General features: G+C 71.3%; 13 protein-coding genes. 4 read left to right on the top strand and 9 right to left on the bottom strand.

What is annotated here, in order from left to right:
- The first annotated feature begins 28 nt into the window (after positions 1-28).
- Together ACIBJF_RS19455 and ACIBJF_RS19450 are read left to right on the top strand one after the other, a co-directional pair.
- Positions 29-1,027, top strand: coding sequence for an ATP-binding cassette domain-containing protein (locus tag ACIBJF_RS19455; protein WP_399175077.1), 999 nt, complete (start codon positions 29-31; stop codon positions 1,025-1,027).
- Entirely contained in the window at positions 1,014-1,931 is a 918-nt protein-coding gene (locus ACIBJF_RS19450) for an ABC transporter permease (protein WP_399175075.1), read from the top strand. Before ACIBJF_RS19455 ends, ACIBJF_RS19450 begins: the two co-directional genes overlap by 14 nt.
- Before the next feature lie 2 nt (positions 1,932-1,933).
- Here ACIBJF_RS19450 and ACIBJF_RS19445 read toward each other — a convergent pair whose 3' ends face one another.
- Positions 1,934-2,527 (bottom strand): NAD(P)H-dependent oxidoreductase, encoded by a 594-nt coding sequence (locus ACIBJF_RS19445; protein WP_366486315.1) that lies wholly within the window; start codon positions 2,525-2,527, stop codon positions 1,934-1,936.
- Between the two features lie 195 nt (positions 2,528-2,722).
- Between ACIBJF_RS19445 and ACIBJF_RS19440 the strand changes: the two genes are divergently transcribed.
- The gene (locus ACIBJF_RS19440; protein ID WP_399175074.1) at positions 2,723-3,811 is read left to right on the top strand and encodes a hypothetical protein; all 1,089 of its coding nucleotides are present in this window, start codon (positions 2,723-2,725) and stop codon (positions 3,809-3,811) included.
- 44 nt (positions 3,812-3,855) lie between these two features.
- Here ACIBJF_RS19440 and ACIBJF_RS19435 read toward each other — a convergent pair whose 3' ends face one another.
- The 3 genes from ACIBJF_RS19435 to ACIBJF_RS19425 all read right to left on the bottom strand — a co-directional run bounded on the left by ACIBJF_RS19435 (position 3,856) and on the right by ACIBJF_RS19425 (position 6,297).
- Positions 3,856-4,335 carry a VOC family protein gene (locus ACIBJF_RS19435; protein ID WP_399175071.1) on the bottom strand — a complete coding sequence of 160 codons (480 nt, stop codon included), beginning with the start codon at positions 4,333-4,335 and terminating at the stop codon, positions 3,856-3,858.
- 44 nt (positions 4,336-4,379) lie between these two features.
- Positions 4,380-5,330, bottom strand: a complete 951-nt coding sequence (gene rarD, locus ACIBJF_RS19430; RefSeq protein ID WP_399175070.1) for an EamA family transporter RarD — start codon at positions 5,328-5,330, stop codon at positions 4,380-4,382.
- Between the two features lie 112 nt (positions 5,331-5,442).
- Positions 5,443-6,297: an SDR family oxidoreductase gene (locus ACIBJF_RS19425; protein WP_399175068.1), complete on the bottom strand. Its 855-nt coding sequence runs from the start codon at positions 6,295-6,297 to the stop codon at positions 5,443-5,445.
- A gap of 102 nt (positions 6,298-6,399) precedes the next feature.
- Here ACIBJF_RS19425 and ACIBJF_RS19420 point away from each other — a divergent pair, with 102 nt between their 5' ends.
- Positions 6,400-6,804, top strand: a complete 405-nt coding sequence (locus ACIBJF_RS19420; protein WP_399175066.1) for a winged helix-turn-helix transcriptional regulator — start codon at positions 6,400-6,402, stop codon at positions 6,802-6,804.
- A gap of 17 nt (positions 6,805-6,821) precedes the next feature.
- On the opposite strand, the gene ACIBJF_RS19415 is transcribed toward ACIBJF_RS19420, so the two are convergent.
- The 5 genes from ACIBJF_RS19415 to ACIBJF_RS19395 all read right to left on the bottom strand — a co-directional run bounded on the left by ACIBJF_RS19415 (position 6,822) and on the right by ACIBJF_RS19395 (position 13,828).
- Positions 6,822-7,883 (bottom strand): 2-oxoacid:ferredoxin oxidoreductase subunit beta, encoded by a 1,062-nt coding sequence (locus ACIBJF_RS19415; RefSeq protein ID WP_399175064.1) that lies wholly within the window; start codon positions 7,881-7,883, stop codon positions 6,822-6,824.
- On the bottom strand, positions 7,876-9,804 hold the full coding sequence (locus tag ACIBJF_RS19410; RefSeq protein ID WP_399175062.1) for a 2-oxoacid:acceptor oxidoreductase subunit alpha: 1,929 nt from the start codon (positions 9,802-9,804) through the stop codon (positions 7,876-7,878). The genes ACIBJF_RS19415 and ACIBJF_RS19410 overlap by 8 nt, the downstream gene beginning before the upstream one ends.
- A gap of 269 nt (positions 9,805-10,073) precedes the next feature.
- On the bottom strand, positions 10,074-10,733 hold the full coding sequence (locus ACIBJF_RS19405) for a LuxR C-terminal-related transcriptional regulator (RefSeq protein WP_399175234.1): 660 nt from the start codon (positions 10,731-10,733) through the stop codon (positions 10,074-10,076).
- Positions 10,734-11,023: 290 nt separating this feature from the next.
- Positions 11,024-12,367, bottom strand: a complete 1,344-nt coding sequence (locus tag ACIBJF_RS19400; RefSeq protein WP_399175061.1) for a sensor histidine kinase — start codon at positions 12,365-12,367, stop codon at positions 11,024-11,026.
- Positions 12,368-12,646: 279 nt separating this feature from the next.
- Complete coding sequence (locus ACIBJF_RS19395) at positions 12,647-13,828, bottom strand: sensor histidine kinase (RefSeq protein ID WP_399175059.1); 1,182 nt, start codon at positions 13,826-13,828, stop codon at positions 12,647-12,649.
- Between the last annotated feature and the right edge of the window lie 225 nt (positions 13,829-14,053).

Raw genomic sequence — 14,053 nt, 5'->3', positions numbered from 1 at the left:
ACGGGAGCACGAAGCGAGGGGGGAACCGATGGAGGGACGGTCCGTCACGGAGCGGGAGGCGCGGGACGCGGCGGAGCGTGCGCCGGGGCAGGAGGAGGCGAGCGTCATCGCCACCCGCGGCCTCACCAAGCGCTACCGCGGCGGACAGCTCGCCGTCGACGGTCTCGACCTGACCGTCCCGGCGGGCAGCGTCTTCGGCTTCCTCGGTCCGAACGGCTCGGGCAAGACCACCACCATCCGCATGCTGATGGGCCTGATCGAGCCCACGGCGGGCACGGCACGCGTGCTGGGCCGCCCGATGCCCCGGGCGGCCCGGTCCGTCCTCCCCCAGATCGGCGCGCTCATCGAGGGCCCCGCGCTGTACGGCTTCCTCTCCGGCCGGGACAACCTGCTGCGCTACGACGCCGCCGACCCGACCGCCGACCCCCGCACCCGGCACGCCCGCGTCGCCACCGCCCTGGACCGGGTGGGCCTCGCGGCCGCCGCCGGCAAGAAGGCGAAGGCGTACTCGCTGGGCATGAGACAGCGCCTCGGTCTGGCCGCCGCGCTGCTCCAGCCGCGCCGGCTGCTCGTCCTGGACGAGCCCACCAACGGCCTCGACCCGCAGGGCATGCGCGAGATCCGCACCCTGATCCGGGAGCTGGCCGCCGACGGCACGACCGTCTTTCTCTCCTCCCACCTCCTCGACGAGATCGAGCAGGTCTGCACCCATGCGGCGGTCATGGCGCGGGGCCGGCTCGTCACCCAGGGTGCGGTGGCCGACCTGGCGGCCGGAGCGCGCGGCCGGCTGGTGGTGACCACCCCGGATCCGGCCGAGGCGGCCCGGGTGCTGAAGGAGCAGGGCGTCGGGGACGTCACCGTCGACGGAGACCGGGTCACCGGGGATCCGCCCGGGCGGGACCTCGCCGAGGTGAACGCGGCCCTGGTCGCGGCGGGGGTCCGGGTCCGGGGGTTCACGGTCGAACGGGCCTCGCTGGAGGATGCGTTCGTGGCGCTGACGGGGGAGGGCTTCGATGTCGCGGGCTGAGACGGTCTCCGTGAACGGTACGGTCCCCGCGTCCGGGACGGCCCCCGAGGCCGCGGTGCGCCGGCCGAGCCCCCTGTGGACGTTCGGGCTGCTGCGCAGCGAACTCGTCACGACCCTCCGCCGCTGGCGCACGCTCGCCCTGCTCGGGGTGCTGGCCGCCGTGCCGGTGCTGGTCGGGATCGCGGTGAAGATCCAGACGCGGGGCGGCAGGACGGCGGACCACAGCGGTCAGGGCCCGGCGTTCATGACACAGATCACCAACAACGGCCTGTTCCTGGTGTTCACGGCACTGGCCGCGACCCTGCCGTTCTTCCTGCCGATGGCCGTCGGGGTCGTCGCGGGCGACGCGATAGCGGGCGAGGCGGGCGCGGGCACCCTGCGCTATCTGCTGGTCGCCCCGGCCGGCCGCACCCGGCTGCTGCTCACCAAGTACACGACGGTGATGGCGTTCTGTCTGCTGGCCACGCTGGTCGTGGCCGGCTCGGCGCTGATCGTGGGCGCGCTGCTCTTCCCGCTGGGCGACCTCACGACCATATCCGGCACCCGGATCAGTTTCACCGAGGGCCTCGGCCGGGCCCTGCTGATCGCCCTGGTGGTCGCCGCCTCACTGGTCGGCCTGGCGGCGCTCGGCCTGTTCGTGTCCACGCTCACGAACAGCGGCATCGCGGCGATGGCGACCACCGTCGGCATACTCATCACGGTCCAGATCCTGGACCAGATACCCCAGTTGCACGCGCTGCGGCCGTACCTGTTCTCGCACTACTGGCTGTCCTTCGCCGACCTGATGCGCGACCCCGTCTACTGGGACGACCTGGTGAAGAACCTCGGCCTCCAGGCGCTGTACGCGGCCGTGTTCGGCTCGGCGGCCTGGGCGCGGTTCACGACGAAGGACATTAGCGCGTAGGGCTAGCCGGCGGGCGTGTCGTACGGGAAGCGCGCGAAGGGTGCGTCCTGCGCGAAGAAGGTCTTCGCGCGTGCCAGCGCGTCGGTGTCCTTCAGCACGTCACCCCGGGCGCTGCCGTTGCCCAGCAGGACGCCGCCGAAGCGCATCCCCATGTAGGCGGCCGAGTTGTTCAGCGTGCCGACGTAGGGTTCGGCGACCGACGTCTCGGCATGGGCGAGCGCGGCGATGCCCCAGAGCGTGCGCCCCGCCAGGGTCGCCTTGAAGTCGACGCCCGGGGTGCGCAGCCAGCCCGACCAGTAATCCAGATAGCGCTTGGTGAGGCCCGACACCGAGTACCAGTACAGCGGCGAGGCGATCACGATGTCCGTGGCCGCCAGCGTGGCGTCCAGCAGCAGACCGGTCGCGCTGTCCGAGGGCGGCCGTACGTGGTCGCTGTCGTGCCGCAGGTCCACGAAGTCGGGCAGCGGGTGCTCGGCCAGGCGGATCCAGCGCTGTTCGACGTCACCGGGCAGTTGCTCGGCCGCCGCGCGGGCCAGCAGCTCGGTGTTGCCCTCGGCGCGAGCGCTGCCCAGGACGAAGAGAAAACGACGGTTCATGGGTCCCCCGGGGGCGTGCTGTCGTCAGACGTATAAAGGCGCATGCATTATATGCACGCGCAAGCAGTCTGCGTCAGGGTGTGGCTGGTGCGAGGCTGTGACGCCGTGGTGACGCGGAAACCGAAGCGAGCCGACACACTGGTCGGCAGGACGCGTACGACCGGATCGCGACGCCGGGGGAGTGAGGGAAAACCGATGTCTCGAGTCAGCTTCGAGAAGAAGCGGGCGCAGCAGCCCGTTGCGCATCCGGCGGTGGTACCGGTCCGGGTGTTCGGCGCGGGAGGCGCGTCGGTCGGCGGGACGTCGGTGGTGGCGGCGCCGGGCGAGGAGATCCAGCAGGCCGTCCTCAACCACCTCCAGCGTCTGGCCATCAGCATCGGCGCCCCCATACGCGCCACGATCCACGACGACCTCGCGGGCTGCGTGGTTCCCCTGGAGGTCTCGGCGGACGGCTCCAGCCGGGTCACGGGGCAGGCGGTACGGGTGGCCGCGCCGGAGAAGCCGGGTGCGGCGGGCGCGTCCTCACAGGCGGCCGTGGCCGCACCGGAGGGAGCGCGGGATGTGCCCCCGGTCACGCGGTCGGCACCCGTGTCGGCTGGGAGCGTGCAGGCCCCCACGGGACAGTTCGGCCCCGCACCGGTCATGTCGGTCACCAGGGACCCGGCGCCCGCCATGTCGGTCACCAAGCCCCCGGCGCCCGTCATCGATCTCCTCGAGTCCGAGCCCGCCCCCACCACCGCGACTCCCACCCCCGCCCGGGGCTTCGACGCCGTCGCCGAGGAGGTGCTCGGCGACGAGCCCGTGACCGAGACCGCGGAGGGGGCCGAGCTGCTCAGCGAGCCGATGACGCGGATCAATGACGCAGTGCGCTCCGGCCGTATCGAGGCGGCGGCGCAACTCGCCGACCGTACGGTCGCCGAGGCGACCACCATGCTGGGCCCCCGCCATGCCGAGGTGCTGCACCTGCGTGAACTGTCCGCCTACATCGCCTACTTGGGAGGCGACCCGGTCGGCGCCTGCCGGCAGTCCCTGGACCTCGCCCGGCTGCGCCGGCAGGCGCGGGACGCGGAAGCCGCGTACGGCAACGTGCAGAGCGCGGCGACCGCGTGGCGTGCGGTGCGCGATCCCGAGGAGGGCCTGCGGCTGGGCCGCGACCTCATCGAGCTGTGGACGGAGCTCACCACCGAGCCGGGTCCCGCCGCCGACGACCCGCGCCCGCTGGAGTCCGCCCGCGCCCGCATGGTCCGCCTGACCGACCGCGCGGCGCGCGCCGTACAGCCGTAACCGACCGCGCGGCCCGCGCCGCGCGGTCGTAACCGGCCACAGTCCTAGTGCACGCAGAACTCGTTGCCCTCCGGGTCCGCCATCACCACCCATGCGCCCGAGGGTTCCTTCACCTCGTCCAGCACCCGCGCGCCCAGCGCCCGGAGCCGTGCCACCTCGTCGGCGCGCCGGCCCTCGCCGGGGTGCAGGTCCAGGTGGAGCCGGTTCTTGACCGTCTTCGGCTCCGGTACGCGCTGGAACAGCAGCCGCCGGCCGAGCCCGGTGCCGGTCTCCGGGTCGTACGGGTCGTCGGGGTGCCGTACGGCGATCAGGTCACGGAAGGCGGGCCGGCGGTGGTACTCGACCGTGGCCTCGCGGGGCAGCGCGCCGAGGGACAGCAGCCGTTCGATCAGGCTGCTGTTGTCCTCGGCCGTGTAGTGCAGCGCGGCGGCCCAGAAGTCGGCCTGGGCGTGCGGGTCGGCCGCGTCGATGACGAGCTTCCAGTGCAGCGGGGCAGGGGCCTCGGTGGGTGACTGAGTCGACATGCTCACCACTTATAGCGGCGAGCACTGACTTCGGACCCACCGAATCAGGTTTCCACCGGCGCGGAATCGGGCGTCTGAACCCGGGGCAGGCCCAGCGGCTCCCGCGGCCTGCGTGCCGAGCGCAGCGCGTCGCCCGTGAGCAGCATCAGCGCCAGCCAGACCAGCGCGAACCCGGCCCAGCGCTCGGGCGGCATGGCCTCGTGGAAGTAGAGGATGCCGAGCAGGAACTGGAAGACGGGCGCCAGGTACTGCAGCAGGCCCAGCGTCGACAGGGGCACGCGGATCGCCGCCGCGCCGAAGCAGACCAGGGGCAGCGCGGTGACCAGGCCGGTGGAGGCGAGCAGGGCGGCGTGCCCGGTCCCGTCGTTCAGGAAGCTGGTCTTGCCGTGCGCGCCGAGCCACAGCAGATAGCCGAGCGCGGGCAGGAACTGGATCGCGGTCTCGGCGGCCAGCGACTCCAGGCCGCCGAGGGCGACCTTCTTCTTGACCAGGCCGTAGGTGGCGAAGGAGAACGCGAGGACGAGCGAGATCCACGGCGGGCGGCCGTAGCCGACCGTCAGGACGACGACGGCGGCGAGGCCGGTGGCGACCGCCGCCCACTGCACGGGCCGCAGCCGCTCCTTCAGCAGCAGCACGCCCATCGCGATGGTCACCAGCGGGTTGATGAAGTACCCGAGGGAGGCCTCGACGACATGGCCGGAGTTCACGGACCAGATGTAGACACCCCAGTTCACCGTGATCACGGCGGCGGCCACGGCGATGAGCCCGAGCCGGCGGGGCTGGCGCAGCAGCTGTCCGGCCCACGCCCAACGCCGTACGAAGAGCAGGGCGACGGCGACGACGACCAGGGACCACACCATGCGGTGGGCGAGGATCTCCACCGCCCCGGCGGGCTTCAGCAGGGGCCAGAACAGGGGCACCAGGCCCCACATGCCGTAGGCGGCGAAGCCATTCAGCAGGCCTATTCGGTGCTCACCCTTGGACTTCCCGGCCATGGGCCCCTCCCTCTCGCATCATGCACGCGAGAAGGAAGGTAGCGCCGAGGACCCCCGACTGTCATGGCCGTATCGCCATACGGTCATGACAGTCCGAGGGGTGTCGGAGTGCTCAGCCCTTGAGCGCGGCGGTGACCGCCTCCGCCAGCGGGGTGGTGGGGCGGCCGATGAGCCGCGACAGGTCGCCGGAGGAGACCACCAGCTCGCCCTTCTCGACCGAGGCGTCCACACCGGCCAGGATCGTGGCCAGCGGCCCGGGCAGCCCGGCACCGGCCAGGATGCCGGCGAAGGTCTCCACCGGGACCGCGTTGTAGACGATCTCCTTGCCGGTCTGCCGGCTCAGCTCGGCGGCGTACTCGGCGAAGCCCCACGCCTCGTCGCCGCCCAGCTCGTACGTCCTGTTCTCGTGGCCCTCGCCCGTCAGCACCGCGACCGCGGCGGCGGCGTAGTCGGCGCGGGCGGCCGAGGAGACCCGGCCGTCGCCGGCGGCCTGGACAACCGCGCCGTGCTCCAGCACCGGGGCCAGGTTCTCGGTGTAGTTCTCGTGGTACCAGCCGTTGCGCAGCAGGGTGTACGGCAGGCCGGAGGCGAGCAGCGCCTCCTCCGTCGCCCGGTGGTCGTCCGCGAGCGCGGCGGTGAGGCTGCCCGGGGCGCTGGTGTAGACGAGCAGCGCCACGCCGGCGGCCTTCGCGGCGTCGATGACGACCTGGTGCTGCCGCACCCTGCCCTTGTCGAACTCGTTGCCGGAGATCAGCAGGACCTTGTCACCGGCGGCGAACAGGCCGTCGAAGGTCTCGGGCGCGTTGTAGTCGGCGACGGCCAGCTTCACCCCGCGGGCGGCGAAGTCGGCGGCCTTCGCCTCATCGCGCACGACGGCGGTGATCCGCTCCGCCGGAACCTTCTCCAGCAACTGCTCCACGACGTGCCTGCCGAGGTGGCCGGTGGCTCCGGTGACGACGATGCTCATGGTTCAGAACTCCTTGTGGGGGTGCCGTGACTCTCGTATGGCACTCACCCTAGGAGGGGCGCTAACCAAGCGAAAGTACCCACTTTGAAGTAAGGTACCGGCATGCCGGTAAGTGAGTGGAAGGGCGACGGCGAGGCCATGTGCCCCCACCGCCTGGTCCTGGAGCAAGTGACCAGTCGTTGGGGCGTGCTGGTGCTGATCCAGCTCCTCGACCGCCCGTATCGCTTCAGCGAACTGCGCCGGGCGATCAGCGGCCTCGGCGGGCGTGGCGTCAGCGAGAAGATGCTCACGCAGACCCTGCAGACCCTGGAGCGCGACGGTCTCGTCCACCGGGACGCCAAGCCCGTCATCCCACCGCGCGTCGACTACTCCCTGACCGAGCTCGGCCGCGAGGCGGCGGAGCAGGTGCGCGCGCTGGCCCGGTGGACCGAGCGGCGCATGGACGACGTGCTCAGCGCCCGCCGGGCATACGACGAGGCCCGGGACGTCCGGTCCCGGGCCTCATAGCCAAGCCGAAGGCGTTCTCAGCCGACGACCGTCCAGGTGTCCCCGCCCGCCAGCAGCGCGGCCAGGTCGCCCTTGCCCTTCTGGTCGATCGCGGTGTCCAGCTGGTCGGCCATCGCCGTGTCGTAGACCGGCCGGTCGATCGAGCGGAAGACGCCGATCGGGGTGTGGTGCAGGGTGTCGGGGTCGGCGAGCCGGGAGAGCGCGAAGGCGGTGGTCGGGGACGCCGCTTGGGCGTCGTGGACCAGGATGTCCGCCTCGTTCTGGGCCGTCACCGTGACGACCTCCAGGTCACCGGTGGCCTGGTTGCGTACGACGCCGCGCGCGCCGTCGGCGCCGAAGCGGATCGGCTGCCCGTGCTCCAGCCGGATCAGCGCCTCCTCGGCCTGCTGCTTGTCCTTCAGGGCGTCGAAGGCGCCGTCGTTGAAGATATTGCAGTTCTGGTAGATCTCGATCAGCGCGGTGCCCGGGTGGTCGGCGGCCGCGCGCAGCACCTCGGTCAGGTGCTTGCGGTCGGAGTCGATGGTGCGGGCGACGAAGGACGCCTCCGCTCCGATCGCCAGCGACACCGGGTTGAACGGCGCGTCGAGGGAGCCCATCGGCGTCGACTTGGTGATCTTGCCGAGCTCGGAGGTCGGGGAGTACTGGCCCTTGGTCAGGCCGTAGATCCGGTTGTTGAACAGCAGGATCTTCAGGTTGACGTTGCGGCGCAGGGCGTGGATCAGGTGGTTGCCGCCGATCGACAGCGCGTCGCCGTCGCCGGTGACCACCCACACCGACAGATCCCGCCTGCTGGTCGCCAGGCCGGTGGCGATCGCCGGGGCGCGGCCGTGGATGGAGTGCATCCCGTAGGTGTTCATGTAGTACGGGAAGCGGGAGGAGCAGCCGATGCCGGAGACGAAGACGATGTTCTCCTTGGCCAGCCCCAGCTCCGGCATGAAGCCCTGCACGGCGGCGAGGATCGCGTAGTCACCGCAGCCCGGGCACCATCGCACCTCCTGGTCCGACTTGAAGTCCTTCATCGACTGCTTGGCCCCGGCTTTGGGGACCAGCTGCAGCAGCCCGTTGCCGGTGTCAGTCATCGATGGCCTCCTTCAAAGCCTTGGCGAGCTGTTGCGCCTTGAACGGCATGCCGTTGACCTGGTTGTAGGAGCGGGCGTCGACCAGGTACTTCGCCCGGATCAGGGTGGCCAGCTGCCCGAGGTTCATCTCGGGGATCACCACCTTGTCGTACCGCTTCAGGACCGTGCCGAGGTTGCGCGGGAATGGGTTGAGGTGGCGCAGATGGGCCTGCGCGATCTCCTCGCCGGCCGCCCGCAGCCGCCGTACCGCCGCCGTGATCGGGCCGTACGTCGAGCCCCAGCCCAGTACCAGCGTGCTCGCGCCGTGCGGGTCGTCGACCTCGATGTCGGGGACCTCGATGCCGTCGACCTTGGCCTGCCGGGTGCGGACCATGAAGTCGTGGTTGGCGGGGTCGTAGGAGATGTTGCCCGTGCCGTCCTGCTTCTCGATGCCGCCGATGCGGTGCTCCAGACCCGGGGTGCCCGGGATCGCCCACGGCCGGGCGAGGGTCTCGGGGTCGCGCTTGTAGGGCCAGAAGACCTCGGTGCCGTCGTCCAGGCTGTGGTTCGGGCCGGAGGCGAACTGCACCCGAAGATCCGGCAGTTCGTGCAGGTCGGGGATCCGCCACGGCTCGGAGCCGTTGGCCAGGTAACCGTCGGACAGCAGCATCACCGGGGTGCGGTAGGTCAGCGCGATCCGGGCTGCCTCCAGTGCCGCGTCGAAGCAGTCCGCCGGGGTCTTCGGCGCCACGATCGGCACCGGGGCCTCGCCGTTGCGGCCGAACATCGCCTGCAGCAGGTCCGCCTGCTCGGTCTTGGTCGGCAGACCCGTGGACGGGCCGCCGCGCTGGATGTCGACGACCAGCAGCGGCAGCTCCAGGGAGACCGCGAGGCCGATCGTCTCGCTCTTCAGCGCGACACCGGGGCCGGACGTCGTGGTCACCGCGAGCGAGCCGCCGAACGCCGCGCCCAGCGCCGCGCCGATGCCCGCGATCTCGTCCTCCGCCTGGAAGGTCCGCACGCCGAAGTTCTTGTGCTTGCTCAGCTCGTGCAGGATGTCGGATGCCGGGGTGATCGGGTACGAGCCCAGGAAGAGCGGCAGGTCCGCCTGCTGGGACGCGCTGATCAGACCGTAGGCCAGGGCGAGGTTGCCGGAGATGTTCCGGTAGGTGCCGAGGGGGAAGGCCTTGGCGGCCGGAGCGACCTCGTAGGAGACGGCGAAGTCCTCCGTGGTCTCGCCGAAGTTCCAGCCCGCCCGGAACGCGGCGATGTTCGCCGCCATGATCTGGGGCTTCTTCGCGAACTTCGACTTCAGGAACTTCTCGGTGCCCTCGGTCGGCCGGTGGTACATCCACGACAGCAGACCCAGCGCGAACATGTTCTTGCTGCGCTCGGCCTCCTTGCGGGAGAGGTCGAACTCCTTCAGCGCCTCCACGGTGAGGGTGGTCAGCGGCACCGGGTGGAGGTTGTAGCCGTCCAGCGAGCCGTCGTCCAGCGGGGAGGTGGCATAGCCGACCTTCTGCAGGGCGCGCTTGGTGAACTCGTCGGTGTTGACGATGATCTCGGCGCCGCGCGGCAGATCGCCGATGTTGGCCTTCAGCGCGGCCGGGTTCATGGCGACCAGGACGTTCGGCGCGTCGCCCGGGGTGAGGATGTCGTGGTCGGCGAAGTGAAGCTGGAAGCTGGAGACGCCGGGCAGGGTGCCGGCGGGAGCGCGGATCTCGGCGGGGAAGTTGGGCAGGGTGGAGAGGTCGTTGCCGAAGGACGCGGTCTCCGAGGTGAACCTGTCACCGGTGAGCTGCATGCCGTCACCCGAGTCCCCCGCGAACCGGATGATCACCCGGTCCAGGCGCCGTACGTCCTTGACGCCGCCCGGTTTGCGCTGCTCTCCGACGACGGCTCCGTCGGCCTGCTCCGCCTGGCTGCTGACCTGGCTGGTCACTGAACTGGACCTCCTTCGAGGCGGCTGTCCGGGGCGTGGTCATCCCACGGACCATCCCAGGATCAACCCTACGTCGGTTAGGGTCGCCTTCCCGAGGCGATCCACAGAATGGACGACATCGAGTCGGCCCGTGGCGCTTTCGAGTCGGCATGGCGCTGAGGTGTCAGGACGTCCTTTGCCGGTCGTCTCCTCCGGTCTTCCATCCGGGTACCCGGTCTTCCCACCGAAGCCGGACCGTCCGGCGCCCTCCTGGCACAGTGTTCTTCGGGTCAGGAGTTCAGATAGGTCAGTACGGCCAGAACACGCCGGTGGTCCCCTTCGCTCGGAGCCAGCCCGAGCTTCAGGAAGATGTTGCTGACGTGCTTCTCCACGGCGCCGTCACTGACCACCAGCTGTTTGGCGATCGCCGAGTTCGTGCGCCCCTCCGCCATCAGCCCGAGCACCTCGCGCTCCCGCGGGGTGAGCCCGGCCAGCACGTCCTGCTTGCGGCTGCGGCCGAGCAGCTGCGCGACCACCTCCGGGTCCAGCGCCGTACCGCCCTGGGCCACCCGCACCACCGCGTCCACGAACTCGCGGACCTCGGCGACCCGGTCCTTGAGCAGATAGCCCACGCCCCGGCTGGAACCGGCCAGCAGTTCGGTGGCGTAGCGCTCCTCCACGTACTGCGACAGCACCAGCACGCCGAGCCCCGCATGAGCCTTGCGCAGCCGTACGGCCGCCCGCACGCCCTCGTCGGTGTGTGTCGGCGGCATCCGTACGTCCGCCACCACGACATCGGGCAGCTCACCCTGAGCGTCCAGGTCGGCGACCGTCTTGACCAGCGCCTCCGCGTCCCCGACGCCGGCCACGACCTCGTGCCCGCGGTCGGTCAGCAGCCGGGTCAGGCCCTCCCTGAGCAGCACTGAGTCCTCGGCGATGACCACCCGCACCCTGTCCTCCACGATCTTCCGGCCCCCCAAGCCCGATCCCGCTCCGAGACGACGTCCGTCGTCTCGGAGATCCAGCGTTCCAGCGTACGGAGGTCCAGCATTCCAGTATTCGGTACGCGCCGCTCGCGGCATCAGCACAATCCCGCCCCCGGGAAAGGGGAGGGAAGAGCCGGGTGCGGGGGACTGACCGGGTACGGGGGACCGACCGGATTCGGGGGTGGGATCTTCTTCACGCGCGTGTGCCGGTGATTGATGGGTGGGTGGGGGCCTCGACGATTCGGATCGTCGGGTCAGGCCCGCCAGGGCAGCTCGGCGATCACCCGGGTGGGGCCGCCTTCCGGGGAGTCCACCACGAAGACGCCGTCCACCGCGTCCAGGCGGCCGGCGAGACCGGCCAGGCCCGAGCCGCGGGTGACGTCCGCGCCGCCGACGCCGTCGTCGATCACCTGCAGCATCAGCCGGTCCTCCGCACGCCACACGTCCACCGAGGCGGACCGGGCCCGGCTGTGCTTGCTGACGTTCTGCAGCAGTTCGGAGACGGTGAAGTAGGCGATGCCCTCGATGGCCGGCGCCGGACGGGCCGGCAGATCGACCTCCACCCGCACCGGCACCGCGCAGCGGGAGGCGACCGCGGACAGGGCCGCGTCCAGACCCCGGTCGGTCAGCACGGCCGGGTGGATGCCGCGGGCGAGATCGCGCAGCTCCTGCAGCGCCGTCTTCACCTCGCCGTGCGCCTCGTCCACCATCCGCGCCGCCGCCTGCGGATCCTCCCGCAGCTTCTCCTTCGCCAGCCCCAGGTCCATGGCGAGGTTGACCAGCCGGGCCTGGGCCCCGTCGTGCAGGTCCCGCTCGATGCGCCGCAGATCGGCGGCGGCCGTGTCGACCACCACCCCGCGGTCCGACTCCAGCTCCACCACCCGCGCCGACAGCAGCGACGGCCCCAGCAGGCCCCGTACCAGCAGCCCGTCCACCGTCGTCAGGGCCCGTACGATCCACGGCGTGGCCAGCGTGAACAGCAGCCCGACCAGCGCGGTCACGGTGATCTCGAAGGGGTTGTCGAGATAGACGCTGTGGTGCTCGTCGCCGTACAGCTGGATGCCGCCCTGGCCCGCGTACGCCGGGAAGACCCAGAACCACAGCGGGTAGGTCAGCAGCGTCCATCCCATCGTCCACAGGCTCACCGCCACCGAGAACGAGAACACCGCCCACGGGAACTGCACCAGCGCGTACAGCAGGTTCCGCCAGGAGGTGCCGCTCTTGAGCACCGCGCCCATCCAGGCCAGCGCCCCGGGCCCGCGCATCCGCAGCGGCTCCGGCTCGGCCACGTCCAGCCGCAGCAGGCCCCGCGCCCGCGCCCGCTCCAGCGCGCCGAAGCCGCGGCAGCCGGCCAGCGCCGCCGCGAGCACCGGGACTCCGAGGAAGGTCACCAGCAGGCCCGCGCCGAGCGACACCATGGTCACCGTCCAGGTGAACAGGACGATCGAGATCGGCAGGCTCAGCAGGACGTAGCCGAACTCCCGCCAGCTGCGCGCCTCGAACGGCGCCCGCAGCGCGGCGGGCAGCCGGTGGCCGGCGCCGGCGGACTGTCCCTCACCCCGTCCGTATCCGTACCCGTGTCCGTACTCCGTGGCCATCGATTCCGTCCCGTTCTCCTCGTCGCAGCGGCGGTTCAGCCGTGGTTCCAGGGTCGTGCGGCGGGGGTTTGCGGGCCATGGAGTCCGTCGGCGTCTTGGGGCGGGGGTTTTCCCCACCTGCTGCCTCCGGCGGGCAGCCGTTCACCGGGGGTTCTGCTGGGGGGCCGCTGCGGGTTCGCCGGGGGCGCTCGCGCAGCTCCCCGCGCCCCTAGGGGGTTGCAGTCGCCAGCACCCGCAGGTGGAACCGTCCGCTGCTCCACCCGCGTACGGCGCCGTCGGCTACTCCGTCCGGTCCCTCCACGGCAGCTCCGCCGTGACCACCGTCGGGCCGCCGGCCGGGGAGTCGAGGACGAACAGCCCGTCCACCGCGCCCAGCCGGTCCGCGAGGCCGCGCATGCCGGTACCCCCCTCCAGGCGGGCGCCGCCCCGGCCGTCGTCGCGGACCTGGATGAGCAGCCGGTCCTCGGTGCGCCACACGTCCACCGAGGCGGTCCGGGCCTGGCTGTGCTTGCTGATGTTCTGCAGCAGCTCGGAGACGGTGAAGTAGGCGATGCCCTCGATGGCCGGCGCCGGGCGGTCCGGCAGGTCCACGCGCACCTTCACCGGCACCGTGCAGCGGGTGGCGACCGAGGACAGGGCCGCGTCCAGGCCCCGGTCCGTGAGCACGGCCGGGTGGATGCCGCGGGCCAGGTCGCGCAGCTCCTGCAGGGCCAGCTTCACCTCGCCGTGCGCCTCCTCCACCATCGCCGCCGCCGTGTCGGGATCCTCCAGCAGCTTCTCCTTGGCCAGACCGAGCCCCATGGCCAGGTTGACCAGCCGGGCCTGCGCCCCGTCGTGCAGATCCCGCTCGATGCGCCGCAGATCGGCGGCGGCCGTGTCGACCACGACCCCTCGGTCCGACTCCAGCTCGGCGATACGGCGCTCCAGCTCGTCCGAGGGCGACAGCAGCCCGCGCACCAGGAAGCGGTCCATGTTCGCCAGGCCCCGCGCCAGGTACGGCAGCACCGGCCACAGCACGAACAACGAGGTCAGCACGGTGCAGAAGGTGAGGATGCCCCAGGGCAGCCGGATGGCGTCGTACAGCAGCGTCCGCCAGCCCACAGGGTCCTTCAGCGCCATCCACAGCCGCTGCATCAGCCCGCCGCTCCTGGCGAGCGGCAGCGGAGTCGGCTCCTCCACCCGCACCCCGAGCAGCCATCGCGCGCGGGCCCGCTCCAGCTTCCCCAGCTGCCGGGAGCCCAGCAGACTCAGCGCCAGCAGCGGAAGGCCGACGACGGTGATCGTCAGGGACCCGCCGACGGTCAGCACGGTGATCGCGTAGACGAAGCCGAACACCGTCACCGGCAGGTTCAGCAGGAGATACAGGATCTCCTTCCAGGTGTGCGCGTCGTACGCCGGCCGTATCGGGGGCAGACGGTCGGGGCCGTCGGTTCGGCCGACGGCGGAGCTGGTAGCGGTCATACCGGTCAGCCTGCCGTGCCCGACACCCTCCGCGCCATGCGGTACGCCGCCCTCCGCCGACGGGGGAAAACCCCACCCTGTGGGCGTCCGCCGGCTCCGTCGGCTGTCTCATGGCCTGACGGGCTGCTTACCGGTTCTTTATCAGGGCCTAGACTCCCGTGCGTACAGATCCTCGAACTGCGGGATCACGGAATTCACTCAGGTCACATGGTCAGGGAGCGAGGG

This window comes from Streptomyces sp. NPDC050743 (assembly GCF_044456925.1).
Taxonomy (GTDB): Bacteria; Actinomycetota; Actinomycetes; order Streptomycetales; family Streptomycetaceae; genus Streptomyces.
This window is presented reverse-complemented; position numbering and strand designations above follow the sequence as displayed.

Bases quoted from the DNA above. Each gene is read 5' to 3' on its own strand.
- ACIBJF_RS19425 (WP_399175068.1), bottom strand. From the start codon at position 6,297: ATGAGCATCGTCGTCACCGGAGCCACCGGCCACCTCGGCAGGCACGTC.
- rarD (WP_399175070.1), bottom strand. From the start codon at position 5,330: ATGGCCGGGAAGTCCAAGGGTGAGCACCGAATAGGCCTGCTGAATGGC.
- ACIBJF_RS19415 (WP_399175064.1), bottom strand. From the start codon at position 7,883: ATGACTGACACCGGCAACGGGCTGCTGCAGCTGGTCCCCAAAGCCGGG.
- ACIBJF_RS19435 (WP_399175071.1), bottom strand. From the start codon at position 4,335: ATGTCGACTCAGTCACCCACCGAGGCCCCTGCCCCGCTGCACTGGAAG.
- ACIBJF_RS19400 (WP_399175061.1), bottom strand. From the start codon at position 12,367: ATGGCCACGGAGTACGGACACGGGTACGGATACGGACGGGGTGAGGGA.
- ACIBJF_RS19445 (WP_366486315.1), bottom strand. From the start codon at position 2,527: ATGAACCGTCGTTTTCTCTTCGTCCTGGGCAGCGCTCGCGCCGAGGGC.
- ACIBJF_RS19440 (WP_399175074.1), top strand. From the start codon at position 2,723: ATGTCTCGAGTCAGCTTCGAGAAGAAGCGGGCGCAGCAGCCCGTTGCG.
- ACIBJF_RS19455 (WP_399175077.1), top strand. From the start codon at position 29: ATGGAGGGACGGTCCGTCACGGAGCGGGAGGCGCGGGACGCGGCGGAG.
- ACIBJF_RS19450 (WP_399175075.1), top strand. From the start codon at position 1,014: ATGTCGCGGGCTGAGACGGTCTCCGTGAACGGTACGGTCCCCGCGTCC.
- ACIBJF_RS19420 (WP_399175066.1), top strand. From the start codon at position 6,400: ATGCCGGTAAGTGAGTGGAAGGGCGACGGCGAGGCCATGTGCCCCCAC.
- ACIBJF_RS19395 (WP_399175059.1), bottom strand. From the start codon at position 13,828: ATGACCGCTACCAGCTCCGCCGTCGGCCGAACCGACGGCCCCGACCGT.